Here is a 20,363-nt window from a genome sequence, read left to right on the forward strand (position 1 = left end):
ATACAACATGAGAAACAAATCAGTTTTTACTTTTTTTCTGTTGATGATCAGTCTGATGTTAGCCTCTTGCAGCATCAGCACTCCAGCAACCTATGTCTCACCTGAGCAGCGTCGTATACCGCCACAGGAAGAAGACTGGAAAGAAAATGAGCTACTTGTTATTGCATACCATGATGTGGAAGATCACAACCCTAATCAAGCGTATTTAAGTGTTAGTACAGAGCATTTACGTCAGCAGTTTTCTTGGTTACATGAAAATAATTATGTACCGGTAAGCGTCGATGAAGTGTTAAGTGCTCGTGATGGCAAAAGTGTGCTACCCAAAAGAGCAGTGATGTTGACCTTCGATGATGGTTACCGCAGTTTTTATACCCGCGTTTTTCCTTTGCTGAAAGCCTATAACTGGCCGGCAGTTTTGGCTCCTGTGGGTAAATGGCTGGATACGCCTGCGGATCAAGAGGTGGATTTTGGTGGGCAACTTACCGAACGTGAACGCTTCTTGAGTTGGGAACAGGTAGCTGAAATGGCGCAGTCGGGTCTGGTGGAGTTTGGTGCACATACACAGGATATGCATTTTGGCGCTATTGCTAATCCACAGGGAAATACGCAGCCCGTAGCGGCCGCACATCGTTATTTGCAGGAATTAAAACGTTACGAGACCGATGAGGAATTTCAGGCGCGTTTTCGTAAAGACGTACGCGCCATTTCCGCTAGCGTTAAAAAATATACAGGTGTTGCTCCCCGTGTTTGGGTCTGGCCTTACGGTCGGGCGAGTGGATTGGGTTTGGCTATTCTCGAAGAAGAAGGCTATCAGATGGCCATGACTCTCACGGATGGACTAGCGACCACTGATGATTTGATGAATATGCCCCGTTATTTAGTGGATAACGATCCGAAAATTAGTACTTTTGCCGGTTTTATAACGTCGCGTGAGGACGTGGGATCTAGTCGAGTCATACACGTAGATTTGGATTATGTGTACGACACAGACCCCGTACAAATGGAGCAAAACCTGGGCGAGTTGGTGCAACGCATCGCTGATCTCAGACCACGCAGTGTTTATTTACAAGCCTTTGCTGATCCCACTGGTGATGGTTTAGTGCGTTCCGTCTATTTTCCAAATCGCCATCTGCCTATGCGAGCCGATCTTTTTAATCGGGCGGCTTGGCAGTTGCACTCACGTGCTCATGTAGAGGTATATGCGTGGATGCCTGTGTTAGCTATTGAAACAAAAGAACCAGTGGATCGGGTGCTGCAATGGCATCCCGACGGCTCGGTCTCATTGCCTCTTGCAGAAAGCTATCTACGCTTATCTCCTTTTGATCCACGAGCACGGCAATTGTTAGGGGATTTATATGAGGATTTAGGACGCAGCAGTTACTTTCATGGCGTGCTTTTTCATGATGATGCCACCTTAAATGATTTTGAAGACGCGTCGCCTTCCGCTCTGACGGCTTATGAGCAGGCCGGCTTTGGTCGTGATATTGGAGCCATACGAGCCAATCCTGAGCAAATGCAAGCTTGGACACGTTTTAAATCTCGCGCTTTAACAGACTTAACACTGGAGCTTGCCCAGCGCGTTAAAGATCAACATGGCCCGCAAATTGTTACTGCACGAAATATGTATGCCTTACCTGCATTAGAACCTGAAAGTGAAGAGTGGTTTGCACAAAATTTAGATGATTTTTTAGAAGCATATGACTGGACCGCGATTATGGCAATGCCTCTTATGGAAGGTGTAGCACCCTCAGAGGCCATAAGTTGGCTAAAGGAATTGGTCCAGGCTGTAGCCCGTCATCCTCAAGGTTTACAGCGCACTATTTTTGAAGTTCAGGCGGTGGATTGGGCAGCTAAAGGCGATGAACCTCGAGACATTAAGTCTAAGCAAATCGCTCAATGGCTAAATGTCCTAAGCGCACAGGGGGCCCGCCATGTGGGCTACTACCCTGACGATTTTGTGCGCAACCACCCTGAGATGAACGTGATTCGTCCGGAAATCACGACTAACTGGTATCCAATAAAAAATGATTGAACGACTGATTGCTCTATTGGCATTAAGCCTCATCGTAGGTATCCCGTTTGGGATCATCTTCGCCTTAACTAGTCACTTATTACTGTATTTCATTTTTATGTACCCACTTTTCATGTCTGGGTTGTGGATAGGTGGTGGGCTGATTTTCTGGTTTCAGCATGAACGCGGCTCGTCCTACAAGCCTGACCCACCGCCTCAGCTTGAAGGCATGCCTTTAGTTAGTATTTTAATCCCCTGCTTTAATGAAGAGCTAAATGTAGAGCAGACCATACATGCCGCCTTAGCACAGGTCTATCCGAATATTGAAGTTATCGCTATTAATGATGGTTCTAGTGATAACACCGCTAAAGCACTGAATCAATTAAGTGAAAAACACGAAAAGTTGCGAGTGATTCATTTAGCCACTAATCAAGGCAAAGCGATGGCATTACGCATGGGTGCGGTGACCGCTAATGGAGATTATTTAGTCTGTATAGATGGCGATGCGTTATTAGATCCAGAAGGAGTGAATTATTTGATTGCTCCTCTGTTAGCGAATCCTGAAGTAGGAGCGGTCACTGGAAACCCCCGTATTCGAACACGTTCAACCCTCATTGGGCGTATTCAGGTAGGCGAGTTCTCTTCCATTATTGGTTTAATCAAACGTACCCAACGTGTATATGGCAAGGTTTTTACGATATCCGGAGTGATTGCAAGCTTTAGACGTCAGGCTTTGGAGGAAGTTGACTATTGGAGCTTAGACATGATCACAGAAGATATTGATGTGACGTGGAAGCTGCAGTTGGCGGATTGGGAGGTGTTTTACGAACCTCGGGCCTTGTGTTGGGTGTTGATGCCAGAAACGCTAAAAGGCTTATTTAAACAGCGTCTGCGTTGGGCGCAAGGTGGCGCAGAAACGTTCTTGAAATATATCCCCCAAGTACTGCACTGGGAAAATCGCCGTATGTGGCCTCTCACTGTGGAGTATCTGCTGTCTACTTTGTGGAGTTTCGCGCTAGGCGTTGCGGTGCTGGTGTGGCTAGCAGGACAGCTATTTCCTCTGCCCAATGCTATGCACATTGATGGCTTATTTCCACCTTCCTTCACAGGAATGGTACTCGCCGGCATGTGTTTACTGCAATTTACGGTAAGCACTTGGATTGATCGACGCTATGAGGCCAATTTGCATCGATCAATGTTCTGGATCATCTGGTATCCCTTTGTGTACTGGTTGGTCAATTTTTTCACCACTCTTTGGAGCTTTCCTGCTGTCATGTTGCGCTTACGTAGGCAGCGCGCACGCTGGAGTAGTCCCGATAGAGGTATCAAGGAGTTGTCATGATTATCACTACACAACGTCATCCTTTTAATTCCTGGGTAGACAGGCTATTAACCTTAGCAGGCTGGTTTGTATTTAGTTATTTGCTTGCACATGGTTTGTGGTTATTGCTGCAACATTCGATGAATACAGCTGGGTTCGAGAAAATAGATCCCATTTTCCCCACGTTAACCACTTTTTTATTGTATGGCTTGGTATTAGCTATGAATGCGTTGCTGTTACTCGGTTGGTCACGTTGGCATCAGCGGGTCATGCAGAGACGCTGTTTACAACGTAGCGACTTACAGCCTCAAAATACACGCACGGCTAAACAAGCATCAATAGATTCACCGTTGCGTTTTCCTGATGAGCACATTGATACCGCTCGACAAAGCCAAGTGGTTGTGATGTATCACTCGCAGGATGGAACGGTAGAGGATGTAAAACCCACATTTTCTCATCGGCCTAGGCCAAATTCCCTAACTCTAGTGCATTCTGAGCCAGTTTTTAGTAAATCGGCCTAGGCATTACAGCTCGACTAGCCTAGGCATTACGGCTCATGGAATTAGATTGAAAACTTCTTATTATATTTAGTAACGGTAATGTATCACAACATGAAAGGGCTGAGATGAGACAAACCTATCGGCAGGGAATAAGCATCTTATTTGTAAGTGTACTGATGGTGCCGAGCCTTGCCGTAGCACAGCCCGGTAAAGCGCCAGAAAAGACTCGGCCAACTGATTTTATGGAAGCGATTCGGCAGGCTGAAATTGTGCGTAAAAACCTATTTGATGACCCGCTTACAGGCATTGTAATAAATCGCACAGTAACAGTGCAAGGGCATGAGTTTTATCGTTTCTTTTCGAATCGTTGGCGTCAGTTTAGTGAAGCTAATCCATTTACGATCACTGTTTTTGAACGGCCTTCGGCTCGATGGGGCAGTGAGATTTGGGTGGAGTACCGAGGTCAACGTATGTATCACGCATTTCTGTCTCCCGCTCGCTCTAGTACTAAAAAAGCCAGTGAGCTAGCAGTGGACCTAGTCATAGAAAACGTAAATAGAAGTGAAATCGAACGCTTACTCACCAATAATCCGGATTTGGGTCCGGAGGAATTTTAGAAGAGGACATAATAACGTGAAAAAATTAATGCCCCTCGCAGCCGCCGCGTTAATCACCACACTTTGCGCCCCGGCCCACGCGACCGAAATGGTTTATACACCAGTTAATCCAAATTTTGGCGGTAGCCCATTAAATGGGCAATGGCTACTTAACTCCGCCCAAGCTACGAATAAACATAAGGATCCTTTAGCCAAAGATATGGAGTCCGCTTTTAAGCAGCGTACGCCGTTTGAGGATTTTAATGATCAATTAGAGCGTTCAGTTTTAAGCCGACTAGCTTCGGCAGCCTCCTCACAGTTTGTGGATAGCTCTGGCAAGTTTATTCCTGGCACCTTTGAGACAGGTAACTTCACCGTCAGTGTGGTGGATATAGGCAGTGGAGCACTCACTATCACAACTACAGACCGTATTAGCGGTTCTTCCACAACTTTTCGGGTAATGCAGCCATGATGAGAACACGTCAATTTTTTGCTACCCGTTCTATGCGTCTGTTAACCGTCTTATCGCTGAGTGCAACCTTGGCAGCCTGTGCGGTGCCGTCGATGCCGTCGGATATAAACAGCTCTGCTCACTTAACGCCAACATCACCGGCCACCCATGACTTATTGGCGCTGCCCGATCCTTTGCAACGTTTAACGGTTGCGGTGTATGGGTTCCGCGATCAGACGGGTCAATATAAGCCTAATCCAGATAGTTCATTTTCGACCTCTGTTACCCAAGGAGCGGCTTCTTTACTTATTAAAGCCTTGCGTGATTCCAAATGGTTTATTCCCGTAGAGCGCGAAAGTCTACAAGAGCTGTTGACTGAGCGGCGTATTGTACGGGCCCTGGATGGTTCACAAGAAAATGGGGCGCAACCCTCCGTTTATATTCCACCGTTGGATCCCGCTGAAATCATGATGGATGGAGGAATTATTGCTTATGAAAGCAATGTGCGTACAGGAGGGGCGGGAGCACGATTTCTTGGCATAGGTCTTTCCACGCAGTATCGAGTAGATCAGGTCACCGTCAATTTACGTGCAGTAGATGTACGTACAGGCAATATTTTACAGACCGTTTCCACAACAAAAACCATTTTTTCCTATGAAATTCGACCTAGCGTTTACAAGTTTGTGAATTTCAAAGACTTATTGGAAATTGAAGCGGGCGTAACGAATAACGAACCCACTCAACTCTCGGTTAAAGAAGCGATTGAGTCCGCGGTTGTGCACTTGGTTGTACAAGGGATGAAAGAAGGGCAGTGGAAGCTGAAAAATGAGGCAGATTGGAATAGCAAAATCATTCAGAGCTATTTACAACAGAATGAAATCCATCGCAGTTCGCGTACCACAACAGAATTAGCAAACGATATCGCAGTACCTAACACTGTGAGAAATGTGCAAAACACACCGGTTACCGGTAGTTAGCACCAAGCAGTTAAAGCGGTAGTACTTACGAAGGCCGGCTATCGCTCTTTTTCCATAATAAGGTCTTCACAGGTGTATTGAGGAGAAGTTCATGAATATCAAATTATCAACGTTGGCTTTAGCTTTGGGCGCAGCCCTAACCCTCCCCACGATTGCTATGGCAGATACTGCTACAGTCACTCAGACCGGGAATTATAACGAAGGCGTGGTGTTACAAAACAGTAACTCTAACGCTACTGCTACTATTGACGTAAGAGGAAATAGCAACGACGATTTTATTGACCAATACGGAAACAGGACAGTGACCGCTACCATTAAGGTTAATAATGGTAACAATAACAAAGCTGTGGTGGAGCAGTTCCGCAGCGGCGGTAACGCTAACGTCACCATAACCCAGTCACGCAACCGTAACGATGCCTTTGCAAATCAAGTGTATGCTGACGGATCTAAGATCACTATTACCCAAAATCGCTCAGATAACGAAGCAGTAGTTGAGCAAGGAAAAAGCTGGCGCGATACAGCCACTGTGCTGCAAAATGGTAATCATGGTGATGCCTTTATTGAGCAATATAACACCGATCGCACCACGGCTAGCATCACCGATAGTGGTTATTATGATAAAGGCGTTATTGATCAGTGGAATGTTTCTTGGTCAGAGGCAGCCATTACCCAAGGGGGAGGTTTCCGTAATGACGCCACTATTAATCAATACGATGGTGCGTTATTAAAGGCTTCTGTCAATCAAATGGGTTCTTTAAATACCGCTGTTGCAGAGCAGACAGGTTATGCTAATGACAGCAATATTATCCAAATTGGCTTAGCAAATGATGCTTTTAGCTCTCAATCCGGTAAGTATCATGACTCTTCTATCATTCAGAGAGGGGGATATAATACGGCTGTAGCCCTTCAAAGTGGTTACGGTCATGATTCTGGTATCACGCAAAACGGCTTAGGTAATAATGCCCATGTGGTTCAAGGTGGTTGGAATCACGTTAGCAACGTTACCCAAAACGGTAATTACAACGATGCATACGTTCAGCAACACTAAACATGCATAAGTAATCCCGTCGTGTATATCGGCACCTTAGTCTCTCTTTGAGGTGCCGATATTTCATATGGTTTATCAACTATAAAAACAACCAAAAAAACAACAATAAAAACCTATGCAATATAAAAAATTATTCTAAACGTTTCATTATGCAAAGCTGCTCATAAAAAAGAGGTTAAAAGATGTGCAGCAGGGGGAGATAAAGAATGCCTACGATTGCCATTGTGGAGCCACATACGTTGTATAGATTAGGAATGATTCGATTATTAGCTGATACCTTACCCAGCGCTAAATTATTAGAGATGGATTATCCGTCGTTAGAGACTGAAACGGAGCAGCAACCATGCGAATTGTTGCTACTGTCCGTACCTTCAGCAGAAGCAACTCGTACTTTATTAAAGACGGCGGAACGCATTTTCAACCCTGAAGCCGTTTTACTGTTGGCAGAGACAGCCTGCGCTTTTCCTAGTTCCTTTGATTCTTCTGAAATAGTGAAAGGGCATTTAGTTAAGAATGTGAGTCCTGAACTCATGGTTGCATCAATTAATTTAGTGCTCGCTGGAGGAACCTGTTTTACCTATCCTGCTACCCCACCTTTACAAGATATGACTACAGAAGAGTTTAATTCCCTAGTAATTAAGCCCTATCAGCCCATGCGTTGGCCTCCAGAAGAAAAAGCGTTAGGCGTTCCTCAAGAAAATGAGGCTGAGTTGTTAGGTATTACACCTCGTCAATATGAGGTGCTTGTACTCTTAGCACGGGGCATGACCATTAAAGGCGTTGCCCGCGAGCTTAATATCTCGGCAGCCACTGCCAAAGCTCATGCTGAAAGTCTATATATGCGCATGAATGTGAATAATCGTAATGAAGCGGTTTACCAAGCCGTTGCCAAAGGGGCACGGTTAGGTATACCTACTTGGGTTGCCTAATAAGTGTTGGTTTGAGCCTAGAGGTAGGGGTATGGATACATTAGACTTAATTTCAAAAGCGTTCTTTTTTGCTGGTGCTGTCTGTTGTATCATCATTTTTTTTATTATAGATAAATGAAGTAAATAGCTGTCCGCATTACCCCTGCCACTAAAACTTAGAGTCTGGTAATTTCAAAAACGCAATTTCCTCTGCTGTAGAAACTCGTCCCAGTATGTCATTTCTATGTGGGTAACGGCCAAAGCGGTCAATAATGACTTTATGCTTGAGCTCTGCTTCGTATCTAATGGGGGCGTATTGCTTGAATAATGCTTCTGCCTGCACGTGAATGGCTTTGGATTCACTATGCATATAGGGCATAAGCAGAAAGGCACGCTCTTCTTCGTTGAGCTCAGACATAGCGCCTGACGTTATCGCTTCTTGGGTTAGTGCTAATGCCATGGCGTCTTGATCAAAGGCCCTAGGGGTATTTCGATAAATATTGCGGGAGAGTTGATCCAAAACAATAATTTCTGCCAAACGCCCGCGGGCTGTTTTACGCCAAATAGATAATTCACCGGCTGAGGCTTGTTGTAGTAGGTTGAGGTAGCGTTGTTTTAGTAGGGCATCGAACTTGGGGTCAAATTCTCGCCATTGATCAGCGGGAATTTCTTCAAACCAAAAGCGAAGTATTTCTTCGCATAATGCCGTAGATATAAAATTTAGCAGCCATTGCGCCATAATATGAGCATCTTTTGGTGTATATAAAGAAGCTAGGCCTGTTTCTACGACGTCATTTGCAATGTACTTACGTTGATAGGCCATTAAATTTGCGGCATAAGCATCCGTAAATTCGGGATGACCTTGTAGCCCAAGAAAAGTGGTTCCTATTTGTATTAAGTAGTGGGGGCAAAATGGACTGCTGGCTAAAACAATAGCATCAGTGGGTAAATGAGCCACGTGATCTTGATGGCTGACTAGAAGGTCTAAGGTAGGTTGCCAAGGTTCCATCCAGAGTTGTTTTGTAGTCACTACGTTGTGAGATAGTCCTACACCCCAGCCTTTGGGATTACGTTCTACTTGCCCATATAAAGCATGCGCTATGAGTTGATGTCCAAAACAAACACCAATTACCGGTTTTTTGAGCCTATAGAGCTGGCGAATCAAATCACAGAGTTGACCTACCCACGCTAAGCCATCATTCACGCCATATTTCGAGCCGGTAATCAGCCAAGCATCTACTTCAGCCTCGCTATCTGGTATTTCGTTTTCATGACAACGCCAAACTTGAAACTGCAGCTTAGGATCTACACCACGTAATAAATCCATGAACATTTCAGGATAATTGCCGTGTTTTTCCTGTAATGCTACCATCACATCATCACATTGAAGTATGCCTATTTTCATCAAAGAAATTCCTTGTCCACATCTATCACCCGCCCATCCACAGCGGCTTGAATTTTATTTTCAATTTGGCTGCATAGCGACTCCACCTCCCGCTTCGAGAGAGCCGTTACTACAAAAGACCACACGCTAATATCTAGCGTGTTGCGTTCATCGCTTTCGCACACAGCAATAGCTGGGTTGCGGCCAAAGCGCTGGTGTAGGCTGCCTAGACGTTGGCGTTTTTCTTTTAAAGACCGACAGCCGGGTAGGGAAAAAGTAAAGGTTAAAATACCAATATGCATAATTGTCTCTTAGGCGTTTTGTAGCCACTTTTCATAAGCTAGCCGCGTGGGCTCACTGACTGATGCCAGTACTTTTTTATGGTCTATTTTATGACGCACCATCAAACGAGCATCCGCTACGGGGCGTGATTTACAAAACCAGTGGCAGCTGTGCTGAAATAAATACAGTTCGGCCGATAAATGATAGGCGCGATCTTTAGGTGACCAGTTGGCCTCGTTATCGGCCACATACCGTAAGCCAGCTGCATGAATTTGTAGTAATTGTCTAAAGTCTCGTTTTATGCGGGGGAAAAGCTGTGTTAAAAATGGCAGATTAAAAGCCAATATACCCATCAGAGTAGCAGCCTCAGACTCTTTTTTCATCGCTTGGGCTAAGCGTTGCATTTGAGAGGCTACGGCTTGTTCGGTTTGGTTTACGGTGGCTAAGACTTGAAATTGGCGGGACTCTGTATGCTCTTGGATAGCACGTGCATAGGTAGTGGTGAGCGTTTCCATGTGGCTTTCAAGTTGCATTTGAGATAGGTGTTGACCTAATAAAGCGATGTGAGCGCGTTGATAGCGTACTCGGAATACCTGCCCTACAATAAAAATACCGAGTAGGAGGAGTGCAATATCCATGATTTTTGCTTCCTTGGAGTCAATAAAAGGTTTTTGCTGCTTTGTCTGCAGCAGCGCGTAAAACAGGTAGATGCTTTACCAGTTGTTCCATTGAAATGCGCTCAGAAGACGCTTGAATGGCAATAGCAGCGCACATTCTACGGGTATTTAACATAACGGGTACCGCAATAGCAACCATACCCGAAATAAATTCGCCCTCATTCAGGCTATAACGATTTTTACGTATTTCCACCAGTTCCTTACGAAGTTCATTTTTATCAGTAATACTTTGCGTGGTGCTACTACGCAAGGGTAAGCGTTTGATTAAGTTCTCTCGTTGCTGCTTTGGTAAAAAACTCAAAAAAAGCTTGCCGCTGGCTGTGCAATGAAAAGGAACGCGCGAGCCTGCATTCAGGACAAAACGCTGAGGCCAATTCATTTCCACCCGATCTAAATAGACGATGTCATCTCCTGTAGACATCGATAAATTACACGTCTCTTTTACGGTATCAACTAATTCTTGCAAAATAGCGCGTCGTGCTGCGGCAGGTCCAGTAGTCATCAGCATACTCACCGCCATGCGGCGAATCCGCGAGGAGCACTCATAGCGGCGCCCTGTTGCTGTGCGTGTGACGAGTGATGCGCTTTCTAATTGCTTTAGTAAACGATGTACCGTTTGTTTGGGTAGCTCAATGCGTTCAACGATATCGGTGAGAGAAAGAGGTCGTTCTGCATGAGCCATGATTTCGATAATGCGAAACGCACGGGTTGCGGCGGAGTTGGTATGTGGGATAGCCATAACTTGCTGTGATAGTAATTTGTCTCGAATTTTACATATTTAATGATTGTTAATTAGAGTGTATCAAAAGTATCGGAAAATGGGACTTTGTATTGGAGGTGCTCAAGTATATTAAATTCAGATTCGAGCAAAACCCGAATAGATATCTGGCGAAACCGTTTTTTTAAAGCGCAGTTTCTGCTTAATAAAATGTGGAAAAGGAGTACGAAAATGGAAGCTTTACGAATTAATCCGGAGAAGCAAAGTTCCGCGCCAGTGCAGTCTGGAGCGCCTGAGACGGATGTGGTTACGATTATTACGGCATTAATAGAACGCGCTCGTGCCGCACAAGAAAAATTCGCTCTGATGGGGCAAGAAGCGAGAGATGATGCGGTTGCGGCAGTGGCTTGGGCCATTATGGAGCCGGAAAGAAACCAACAGCTTGCTGAGCTGGCGGTTGAAGCCACGGGTTTGGGAAATGTACCAGATAAAGTCACAAAAAACTACCGTAAAACCCTAGGCTTATTACGTGACTTACAGGGAGTTAAAACAAGCGGTGTAATTAATCATAATCAGAGCACTGGAATTGTAGAGATTGCTCGCCCAGTTGGCGTGGTTGCGGCAATTACGCCCTCAACCAATCCCGCAGCTACACCCGCTAATAAAATTATTAATGCCTTAAAATGCGGTAATGCCATTATCGTAGCCCCTTCTCCTAAAGGGGTTTCAACGAGTGAAATGTTGATTGGCTTTATCCATGAGCAAATGCGTAAGTGCGGATTGCCTACAGACCTAGTGCAAACACTGAGTGCGCCTATTAGTAAAGCCTTGACCGCGGAGTTGATGAAGCAGGCTGACTTAGTAGTAGCTACTGGCTCGCAGTCTAATGTGAATATGGCTTATGCCTCAGGTACACCTGCTTTTGGCGTAGGAGCGGGTAATGTGGCATCGGTGATTGACACTTCAGCTGATCTGGCAGAGGCGGCAAAAAAAATAATACTATCTAAAACATTTGATAATGCAACCAGCTGCTCATCTGAAAATAGTGTGGTGATATTAGATGAGGTTTATGATGCCATGCTAAATGAGCTTGAGGCGGCCGGCGCTGTACTGTTAGATGAAAATGAAAAGAAGACGCTGCAAGAAGTCATGTGGGAAGGGGGGCGGTTATCTGCTGCAGTGACAGGACTCAATGCTGCAACAGTGGCAAAAAATGCCAAACTAGATCGTGTGGCGGCCATGCATGATGGGCAGCCTAAAGTACTGTTGGTAGAAGAAAGTGGTTTTGGGGCAGAGCACCCCTTTTCTGGTGAAAAACTCTCTCCGGTACTGACGGTGTACAGAGCCAGTGACTTTGAAGATGCGATACAGGTAGTGGCACAAATTTATGACTATATGGGTGCTGGCCATTCCGTAAGTCTTCATTCCACTGATCAAGAGCAAGCATTAACGTTAGGCCAACGTTTACCGGTTGCCAGAGTAATAGTTAATCAGCCGCATTGTTTTGCAACCGGTGGCAACTTTGATAATGGGCTGCCATTTTCCCTGTCTATGGGATGTGGTACATGGGGAGGGAATAACTTTTCCGAAAACATGAACTACAAGCATTACTTAAATATCACACGAGTTGCACATCAGGTAACGCCCAATCAACCAGCAGAAAAGGATGTGCTGGGTTCTTTTTGGACGAGGTATGGACAATGACGATGACATCTACCCTTGGTAACTACATTGATTTACGTGCAGAGCAAACACCACATAGTCCCTATTATATTTCCGCAGAAGACGGTGATGTTTTAACTTATGGTGAGCTGCAAAAGCAAAGCAAAGAGCTCGGTCAACAGCTGCAAATGCTCGGCTACCGCCATGGCGATAAAGTATCTATTTATATGCCTAACTGTCAGGTGGCTACGGTGATATTGCTAGGGTTAATGGCAAATGGATTAGTAGCTAATCCTATTAATCTATTAGCCCAGAAAAGCCAGTTAAAACACATTTTATGGCACTCTGACACCCGTCTTGTGGTGACTACACAGGAGCTTGCTAAAGACATTCAACCAGTAATAGCTGAAATTGATCGTCCCATAGATTTAGTAATCGTAGATCCACAAACTAAAGAGCTACCTCAACTTGCAGCCGCTATCAAGAAGGACACCTTTAAAAATGGTGGTACACAAAGTGTATTTAATCATACTGAGGTAGCTCCAGATTGGCCGGCATTATTAATGTACACCTCTGGTACCACCGGGGTTCCTAAAGGCGTTGTGCTAACGCATAACAACTTAATTTCTAATGCGGTCACCATTTCTAAAGAGCATAAACTAACCGCAGCAGACCGAGTGCTTGGCTCCTTACCTTTATTTCATATTAATGGTCTAGTAGTTACTGTAATAACACCGCTTATTCATGGTGGCTCTGTGGCCATGACGCCGCGCTTTTCAGTGGCTTCGTTTTGGGATGATGTTAAGAAATATCAATGCACGTGGATCAATGGTGTTCCTACCATTATTGCCTATTTGTTAAATGAACCCGTTTCGGAAAAAGAGCTAGAGCTAACACAGGTACGTTTTTGTCGAACCGCTTCCGCTGCTCTTTCCCCTGATCATTTAGCAGCTTTTCAGGAACGGTTTGGAATTAGCATTATTGAAACAATGGGGCTAACAGAAACGGCTGCACCCGCCTTCAGTAATCCTTATGAGCCTGAGCAAAGACGCCTTGGTAGTGTGGGAAAACCTTCAGGAACACAAGCCAAAGTCATTGATGAGCAAGGCCTAGAGTTAGGGGATTATGAGCATGGCGAAATCATCTTATCTGGTCCAAATATTATGAGTGAATATTATAAAGACCCTGAAAGAACGGCTGAAGCCTTTACTACGGATGGTTGGTTACGTACGGGTGATATAGGTTATAGGGATAGCGATGGATTTTATTATATTGTTGGTCGGGCTAAAGAATTAATTATCAAAGGAGGGGAGAATATAGCACCGCGTGAGATTGATGAGGCCGTTGTTAAGCACCCCAGTGTTTTAGATGCGGCAGCCGTAGGCATCCCACATACCGATTACGGTCAAGATATTGCGGTGTATTTGGTATTGCGAGATGATGCGGTTTTTGATGCCGAGTCAATGAAAGAACATTGTTTGGCAGAGCTAGGGAGATACAAGGCGCCTAGTCAATATATAGTTGTTGATGAGCTACCCCGGGGCCCTTCTGGGAAGGTGCAGCGCTTAAAACTACTAGAGTTGTGATTTTAGTCCCACTGATGATAATCATAAGAAATACGCGCTTTGATAAAGCGCGTATTTCTTAAAAAACGGGACTTTTTTTAAGAAAATTTTCATATAGTAGTAAGTAAATAAAGGTAGCTTAGACTACTAGTAGTAAATAATTTGTAAGGCCGGAGACAATCAAAGTCCAGAGAACGAGTGACATCACTTATAGAGTCGAGTCACAACGCTTGGAATAAGGAGAAAGATGTGGATTTATTTGAATATCTACCCCAAGTTTTTATTGGCTGGAACTTGGCGATACTAATCGTAGGAACTGTGGTTGGTCTTATTCTAGGTGCTACGCCTGGCCTTAGTCCTACCATGGCGGTTGCTTTATTAATTCCCTTTACTTTCAAGATGGAGCCCGTGTCAGGTTTAGTTTTATTAGGCGTGTTATACACTTCCACCGTGGCAGGTGGAGCCGTTAGCGCCATTTTAATTAATATACCTGGAGCCCCCGCTAACATTGCTACGTTGCTTGACGGTCACCCCATGGCTAAAAGCGGGCGTGCTAATGAGGCGCTACATTACGCCTTTATCAGTTCTGGCGTAGGAGGGGTTATAGGCGTATTAGTATTAATTTTCTTAACCCCTGTCCTTATTAACTTCGCACTCGGTTTCGGACCATCGGAGTTATTTTGGATCGCAATCCTGGGTATTACGGTTATAGGTTCTTTAGGAAGTGCTTCTGTATTGAAAGGGCTGCTCGCCGGGGCGGTGGGTATTTGGATTTCTATGATTGGCTTTAATCCCGTATCAGGTTCCGAGCGCTTTGTGTTCTCTGATCATCTTCAAGGTGGCGTTACTATTATTCCAGCGCTCATTGGTTTATTTGCTATTCCTCAGGTGTTTCAAATGGTAGAAACCGCTAGACGAGAGCTGGGTGGTGGCGAGTATAAAATGGAAAAGCGCTCGATTATGGCTTCACTTATTTTAAATTTAACCCGTATCCGGGCTTTAGGTATTGGTAGCTTAATTGGTACTTTAGTGGGGATTATTCCGGGAGCGGGAGGTCAGATTGCAGGTTTGATCGCTTATGATCAGACAAAAAAATTTAGTAATAATCCAGATAATTTTGGTAAGGGTGAGCCGGATGGGATTATTGCTTCTGAAAGTGCGAATAGCGCCATGGTGGGTGCATCGTTAATTCCCATGCTTTCTTTAGGAATTCCAGGAAGTCCTACGGCAGCAGTTTTACTGGGTGGATTGTTAATTCAAGGTCTTTTTCCTGGGCCTGATTTATTTACCGAACATGCCCCCGTAGCATGGACGTTCATGAGTGCTATGTTGGTCAGCCAGTTCCTAATGGTGATATTTGGGCTTTATATTACCGGTTTTAGCAAATACGTGATTCGAGTACCAAAGCACTATATGGCAGGCGCTGTGGTTATCTTAGCGGTATTTGGGACGTATAGCGTGCAAAACAGTGTTTCTGACGTGATTATCATGATGACCTTAGGCATTATGATGTATTTTGCTTCCCGTTTTGGTTTTGGTCCTGGGCCGGTTGTGCTTGGCATCATTTTGGGACCCATCGCAGAAACGAACCTTTTACAAGGGTTAATGATTGCTGACGCCATGGACGGAGGCTTGCATTATTTCTTCACCGGGAAAATGAATTTGCTCTTGATCAGCATTTGTGTTTTATCCATTGCATATAGCACATATGCAGAGTTTAAATCGCGTGCACGTATCAAACAGCGGGAGCGCGAGATGCAAGATATTCAAAACAGTGAGGTGGCATTATGATGAGCACTCGCCGAAATCAACTGACCGTAGTTTTTACTTTGCTTATTACGTTAAGCTTGGCTTACTTTACTTTTTCTCCTGCGGGATCCGGGTATTTGTTTCCTAAAATTGTAGCAGGGTTCATGGTGTTCCTAGCACTTTTTATGGTGGCATTAACGTTTATTCCAAAAAAATCCATTATCACTACAGATGGAGAACGTATACCTTGGGGGGTGGTACTACCTACCTTGCTAATTCTAATAGGCTTTTTACTGGTAGCTGAGTGGCTAGGTTTCTTTGCAACTTCATTTATTGCGTTTTATACCATAGTCCTCATTTACACGCCCGGTATCTTAAATCGACGGCAGTATCTGAAATCAGCGGCCATTTCCTTCGTTTTTATCGCTGTTCTTTATCTAATATTTGTCATGTTGTTAAACGTTCAAATACCACATGGTATTTTGATCTAATTTTGATCTAAATATAAGTATAAATATAAATAAACGCCTCCAAAGGCACAGGAGACAAGCATGAAAAAACTAACTCAATTAAGATTTTTTAAAAAGTCTAAAAAAACGATTTTAAGTATGGGCGTACTAACAGCCTTGACCTTAAGTACAACCGCAGTTTTAGCCGACGATTTTCCTAGTAGTCCAGTGACTATGATTGTTTCTTATTCAGCGGGGGGGCCACAGATTTCCAAGCTCGTATTGCGAGTGCAAAGGGGGAAGAGTATTTAGGCGCTCCAATTGCCATTATTAACCGTCCCGGTGCGGGGGGCCAGATCGGTTGGAATTATTTAGTGCAAAAAGGCAAAGAGGATGGTCATGATATTGCCGCCTATAACGTACCTCATTTTATTGCTCAGTCCTTAGTGTATGACATCTATTACAACGTGGATAATTTGGAGCCAATTGCTAACTGGGGAGCGGACCCGGCGGTGCTCATCGTAGGTAAAGACAGTCCTTTCAAAACGATTGAAGACTTAGTCAGTTATGCTAAAGAAAACCCAAATAAAGTGACCGTCTCTGGCGCAGGCCTATTCGTGGGGCATCACATAGCCGCCTTACAGCTAGAGAAAGCCGCGGGCATTAAGTTGAAATATATTCCCACAGCAGGTGGTGTGGATGCACTGCGATTTGTGCAAGGTAAGCAAGTTATGGCTGGATTTAATAATCTTTCAGACGCCTATCGCACACAAGATCGAGTAAACATTATTGGCGTAGCAGATCTGGAGCGTAACCAGGATTTTTTACCTGATGTACCCACCTTTATTGAGTCGGGCTATGACGTTGATGATGAAAGTGTGAATTTTCGAGGGGTGATGACTCGCTCAGGAGTTCCTGAGGAACGTCTTAATTATTTATCTGAAAAAATGGTGGAAATGTTCAATGACGAAGAAGTTGTGGAACAAATGAAAAAAGGCGGAGCCACCATGCGTGTTATGGATCGAGAGGAAATGAAAGAGATGTGGCAGCGGCGCAGTGCCTTTATTGCGGAGCTTTTTGAGGAAATCGATGCAAAAAAATTGGCGCAAGGAAAATAGCCTAATCACATTATAACGGGAGACAATACCGATGACAGTTCAACAATTGATTAGAAATAAAGCGTCTAAGTGGGACGATAGAACATTCTTGATTTTTCCAGAAAGTGGTGAGAAACTCTCGTTTGCAAAACTTCAAGAACGAGTGACGCAGCTAACCGCACAGCTTGATGCCATAGATGCAGAAAAAGGAGACCATGTTGCTTTGCTTATGGAGAATGGTCAATGGACTGTATCATTACTGTTGGCGATTATGGCCAGTGGGCGTGTGGCTGTCCCGCTTGATATTACTGAAGATGAACAGAGGCTAAAAGAGGTATTTACACACAGTGATGCTAAGATTTTATTTGCCTCAGAGCAGCAGTTAGAGCGCGCACGTGCATTGTGTGTTGATGTCCCAGACATACAAGTAATTGCAGTCAATGTAGAAGAGGGGCCGCAATGGGATACGGAGCTAGAGCCAGCGTCTCTTTTACCTACTATAGAGCCTGACACCCCGGCTTTACTGCTTTACACCACAAGTAATACAGATGGTGTTCCTAATGGCGTATTACTAACTCATCGTAATCTACTAGCAGGGGCTCGTAATACGATTCAAGCCCATTCTTTATCCTCAGAAGACCGTGCTTTATGTGTGCTACCTCTTTATTACATAAACGCAATGGTAGTTACTGTCTTGGCTCCGTTACTTAGTGGGGGTAGCGTAGTCATGCCTAACCGTTTCAGTAATAGTGCTTTTTGGGATTTATTAGGCGACTACAAATGCACATGGTTTAGCATCGTACCTACGATTGTTGATTATCTATTAGCCCGTCATGAAGAGCAACCAAGCAATGTATTAAATAATGCCAACTATAAACAGGTGCGTTTTGGGCGCTCTGCCTCTAGTCCATTGCAAACTGATGCTCATCAAAAATTTGAGCAAACATTTGGAATTCCGTTGATTGAAACCATGGGGTCTACAAAAACAGCAGCGCAGATTCTTTCAAATCCCCTCCCTCCTTTTCAAAGTAAATACGGCTCTCCTGGAATAGCGTACAGAAATGAAGTGATGGTTGTACGTAATAATGGTCGAGAAGCACATCGTGGTGAAATTGGAGAGCTACTAGTTCGAGGTGATAATGTCATGTTGACGTTTTATAAAAATCCGGCAGCCACTGAGAAATATCTAATGAATGATGGCTGGCTGCGTACGGGAGACTTAGGTTACCAAGATGAGACAGGATTTTTCTTCATTACTGGGCGAGACTAATACGTCTGCATTGAGAAGCAAGGAGTAGGCTTCATGTCATACAACATCCAACATATTTTATATGCTACAGACTTGGGGCCACACGGGCCTGATGTGTTTCGTTTTGCTATCAGTATTGCCGAAAAATACGGGGCGGCTATTCATTTATTGCACGTAACCGAGGAGCCGGCGTATTTGCGACGAAATCTTGCCGAACGTTATATATCTACCTCCGTATTAGGCACCTATAGGGATGCAACACTGAATGAAGCAATGGTGGAGCTTAGGCAGCGCCTTGAGCAGTTTACTCGATCCACTCTAGAGTCAGAAGATACTAAACATGCCACTGTTGCAGACATTAAAGTAATGACAGGAAAAGCAGGAGCTACTATTTTAGCCGAAGCTAACCGTATTAATGCGGATTGTATTATTATGGGTTCGCGCCGTTATTCAGGAGTTAGCGCCGTTACCATTGGCTCGGTTGCGCGTGAGGTGACTCGTAAATCAAAGCGGCCCATCTTTTTGTTTCCGATTTGAGTGGAGGGAGCGAGAACCCGAAAAATAAACGTGTTAATAACTATTGAGTGGGAATAAATCTTCATTTCGTCTTATACTGATGGAAATTGGTTGGTAAAAAAGGAAAGGAGATTCGTTATGAACTCAACAGATAAAGAAACAAAAAAGGCTGAAGGCCTTTCTTTGTTGCAAGGTTTAGCTATTTTGGCAGCCTTAGGTTTAATTGGTGCAGCCATTGCACGTTATTTTGCGGGTTAGTATGTCAACTCCAGAAAAAATAGTTATCGCCACGCGCGCCAGCCGTTTAGCTTTGTGGCAGGCAGAGCATGTCCGTGATCGCCTTAAAGAGCTTTACCCTCAATGTGCAGTAGAACTATTGAGTATGACCACTAAAGGAGATCGTATTTTAGATCGTAGTTTATCTAAGATCGGTGGCAAAGGTTTATTCATTAAAGAGCTAGAAACAGCCATTTTAGATGGTAGAGCTGATATCGCGGTGCACTCTCTTAAAGATGTGCCCTATGATATGCCAGCGCCTTTTGCTTTGCCGGTTATTATGGAACGCGATGATCCGCGCGATGCCTTTGTTTCAAATGATTATGATTCATTAGCAGATATGCCTGAGGGCGCCATAGTAGGGACTTCAAGTCTGCGCCGAGAATCACAAATACGCGAGCGCTTTCCCCATTTAGAGATTAAACCTTTACGTGGCAATTTAGATACACGTTTAGGGAAACTAGATGCGGGCGAATACGATGGCATTATATTAGCTACCGTTGGTTTACGTCGTTTAGGTTTAGAAGGGCGTATTCGTTCCTCTATATCGGTGGATGAGAGTTTACCTTCTGCTGGCCAGGGGGCTTTAGGGATTGAAATCCACGCGGATCGCGAGGACTTAAAAAGATACTTAGCCCCCTTAATTTGTCAGGAATCCACATACCGTGCAGAGGCCGAACGGGCTGTAACACGTGTGTTAGGAGGATCTTGCCAAGTACCTTTAGCAGCTTATTCAGTGGTTGAGGGTGATCAGATTTGGGTACGTGCTTTAGTTTCTGAACCTGATGCTTCGGTGGTTTATAAAGCTGAACTACGCGGTTCTGTGGCAGAAGCAGAGCAGATTGGCCGTCAAGTAGGCTTAGATTTAATCGCTCAAGGAGCTGACGAAATATTAGCTAAATTAAGCGTACCCGAAGAGGACTAAGC

The 20,363-nt window shown here is 44.4% G+C and carries 21 protein-coding genes; 17 read left to right on the forward strand and 4 right to left on the reverse strand.

Translation table 11 applies throughout. The features are described from left to right. Window positions 1–7 precede the first annotated feature (7 nt). The 8 genes from pgaB to AC2UZJ_RS08340 all read left to right on the forward strand — a co-directional run bounded on the left by pgaB (window position 8) and on the right by AC2UZJ_RS08340 (window position 7,833). Window positions 8–2,032 carry a poly-beta-1,6-N-acetyl-D-glucosamine N-deacetylase PgaB gene (gene pgaB / locus AC2UZJ_RS08305; RefSeq protein ID WP_486949677.1) on the forward strand — a complete coding sequence of 675 codons (2,025 nt, stop codon included), beginning with the start codon at window positions 8–10 and terminating at the stop codon, window positions 2,030–2,032. Continuing rightward, window positions 2,025–3,353 (forward strand): poly-beta-1,6-N-acetyl-D-glucosamine synthase, encoded by a 1,329-nt coding sequence (gene pgaC / locus AC2UZJ_RS08310; protein ID WP_486949678.1) that lies wholly within the window; start codon window positions 2,025–2,027, stop codon window positions 3,351–3,353. The genes pgaB and pgaC overlap by 8 nt, the downstream gene beginning before the upstream one ends. Beyond that, window positions 3,350–3,853 (forward strand): poly-beta-1,6-N-acetyl-D-glucosamine biosynthesis protein PgaD, encoded by a 504-nt coding sequence (gene pgaD, locus AC2UZJ_RS08315; protein WP_486949679.1) that lies wholly within the window; start codon window positions 3,350–3,352, stop codon window positions 3,851–3,853. Before pgaC ends, pgaD begins: the two co-directional genes overlap by 4 nt. A gap of 104 nt (window positions 3,854–3,957) precedes the next feature. Further along, the gene (locus AC2UZJ_RS08320) at window positions 3,958–4,449 is read left to right on the forward strand and encodes a curli production assembly/transport protein CsgE (protein ID WP_486949680.1); all 492 of its coding nucleotides are present in this window, start codon (window positions 3,958–3,960) and stop codon (window positions 4,447–4,449) included. Window positions 4,450–4,465: 16 nt separating this feature from the next. Beyond that, window positions 4,466–4,900, forward strand: coding sequence for a curli assembly protein CsgF (locus AC2UZJ_RS08325; protein ID WP_486949681.1), 435 nt, complete (start codon window positions 4,466–4,468; stop codon window positions 4,898–4,900). Further along, window positions 4,897–5,856: a CsgG/HfaB family protein gene (locus AC2UZJ_RS08330; RefSeq protein ID WP_486949682.1), complete on the forward strand. Its 960-nt coding sequence runs from the start codon at window positions 4,897–4,899 to the stop codon at window positions 5,854–5,856. The genes AC2UZJ_RS08325 and AC2UZJ_RS08330 overlap by 4 nt, the downstream gene beginning before the upstream one ends. 91 nt (window positions 5,857–5,947) lie before the next feature. Then, the gene (locus AC2UZJ_RS08335; RefSeq protein WP_486949683.1) at window positions 5,948–6,904 is read left to right on the forward strand and encodes a curlin-associated protein; all 957 of its coding nucleotides are present in this window, start codon (window positions 5,948–5,950) and stop codon (window positions 6,902–6,904) included. Between the two features lie 206 nt (window positions 6,905–7,110). Further along, complete coding sequence (locus tag AC2UZJ_RS08340) at window positions 7,111–7,833, forward strand: response regulator transcription factor (protein WP_486949684.1); 723 nt, start codon at window positions 7,111–7,113, stop codon at window positions 7,831–7,833. A 148-nt stretch (window positions 7,834–7,981) separates the two neighbouring features. Here the strand turns inward: AC2UZJ_RS08340 and AC2UZJ_RS08345 are convergent, their stop codons facing one another. Genes AC2UZJ_RS08345 through AC2UZJ_RS08360 form a run of 4 tightly spaced genes read right to left on the reverse strand, consistent with a single transcriptional unit; the run spans window position 7,982 to window position 10,894 of the window. Beyond that, window positions 7,982–9,217, reverse strand: coding sequence for a DUF924 family protein (locus tag AC2UZJ_RS08345; RefSeq protein ID WP_486949685.1), 1,236 nt, complete (start codon window positions 9,215–9,217; stop codon window positions 7,982–7,984). Beyond that, window positions 9,217–9,498, reverse strand: coding sequence for a DUF503 domain-containing protein (locus AC2UZJ_RS08350; protein ID WP_486949686.1), 282 nt, complete (start codon window positions 9,496–9,498; stop codon window positions 9,217–9,219). The genes AC2UZJ_RS08345 and AC2UZJ_RS08350 overlap by 1 nt, the downstream gene beginning before the upstream one ends. 9 nt (window positions 9,499–9,507) lie before the next feature. Next, window positions 9,508–10,116, reverse strand: coding sequence for a hypothetical protein (locus AC2UZJ_RS08355; protein WP_486949687.1), 609 nt, complete (start codon window positions 10,114–10,116; stop codon window positions 9,508–9,510). Between the two features lie 19 nt (window positions 10,117–10,135). Continuing rightward, on the reverse strand, window positions 10,136–10,894 hold the full coding sequence (locus AC2UZJ_RS08360) for an IclR family transcriptional regulator (protein WP_486949688.1): 759 nt from the start codon (window positions 10,892–10,894) through the stop codon (window positions 10,136–10,138). 210 nt (window positions 10,895–11,104) lie between these two features. Between AC2UZJ_RS08360 and sauS the strand changes: the two genes are divergently transcribed. The 9 genes from sauS to hemC all read left to right on the forward strand — a co-directional run bounded on the left by sauS (window position 11,105) and on the right by hemC (window position 20,361). Continuing rightward, a complete protein-coding gene (sauS, locus tag AC2UZJ_RS08365) occupies window positions 11,105–12,577 on the forward strand; it encodes an acylating sulfoacetaldehyde dehydrogenase (protein WP_486949689.1) in 1,473 nt (490 codons plus the stop codon). A 2-nt stretch (window positions 12,578–12,579) separates the two neighbouring features. After that, complete coding sequence (locus tag AC2UZJ_RS08370) at window positions 12,580–14,121, forward strand: AMP-binding protein (protein WP_486949690.1); 1,542 nt, start codon at window positions 12,580–12,582, stop codon at window positions 14,119–14,121. 228 nt (window positions 14,122–14,349) lie between these two features. Then, a complete protein-coding gene (locus AC2UZJ_RS08375) occupies window positions 14,350–15,891 on the forward strand; it encodes a tripartite tricarboxylate transporter permease (RefSeq protein ID WP_486949691.1) in 1,542 nt (513 codons plus the stop codon). Continuing rightward, window positions 15,888–16,340, forward strand: a complete 453-nt coding sequence (locus tag AC2UZJ_RS08380) for a tripartite tricarboxylate transporter TctB family protein (RefSeq protein WP_486949692.1) — start codon at window positions 15,888–15,890, stop codon at window positions 16,338–16,340. Before AC2UZJ_RS08375 ends, AC2UZJ_RS08380 begins: the two co-directional genes overlap by 4 nt. 60 nt (window positions 16,341–16,400) lie before the next feature. Beyond that, a complete protein-coding gene (locus AC2UZJ_RS08385) occupies window positions 16,401–16,610 on the forward strand; it encodes a hypothetical protein (RefSeq protein WP_486949693.1) in 210 nt (69 codons plus the stop codon). A 17-nt stretch (window positions 16,611–16,627) separates the two neighbouring features. Beyond that, window positions 16,628–17,416: a tripartite tricarboxylate transporter substrate binding protein gene (locus AC2UZJ_RS08390; RefSeq protein ID WP_486949787.1), complete on the forward strand. Its 789-nt coding sequence runs from the start codon at window positions 16,628–16,630 to the stop codon at window positions 17,414–17,416. Between the two features lie 31 nt (window positions 17,417–17,447). Continuing rightward, window positions 17,448–18,665 carry an AMP-binding protein gene (locus tag AC2UZJ_RS08395; RefSeq protein ID WP_486949694.1) on the forward strand — a complete coding sequence of 406 codons (1,218 nt, stop codon included), beginning with the start codon at window positions 17,448–17,450 and terminating at the stop codon, window positions 18,663–18,665. 33 nt (window positions 18,666–18,698) lie between these two features. Continuing rightward, on the forward strand, window positions 18,699–19,181 hold the full coding sequence (locus AC2UZJ_RS08400; RefSeq protein ID WP_486949695.1) for a universal stress protein: 483 nt from the start codon (window positions 18,699–18,701) through the stop codon (window positions 19,179–19,181). Between the two features lie 238 nt (window positions 19,182–19,419). Next, window positions 19,420–20,361 carry a hydroxymethylbilane synthase gene (gene hemC, locus AC2UZJ_RS08405; RefSeq protein WP_486949696.1) on the forward strand — a complete coding sequence of 314 codons (942 nt, stop codon included), beginning with the start codon at window positions 19,420–19,422 and terminating at the stop codon, window positions 20,359–20,361. The last annotated feature ends 2 nt before the right edge of the window (window positions 20,362–20,363 follow it).

It is taken from the genome of Paenalcaligenes sp. DL 309 (assembly GCF_057475285.1).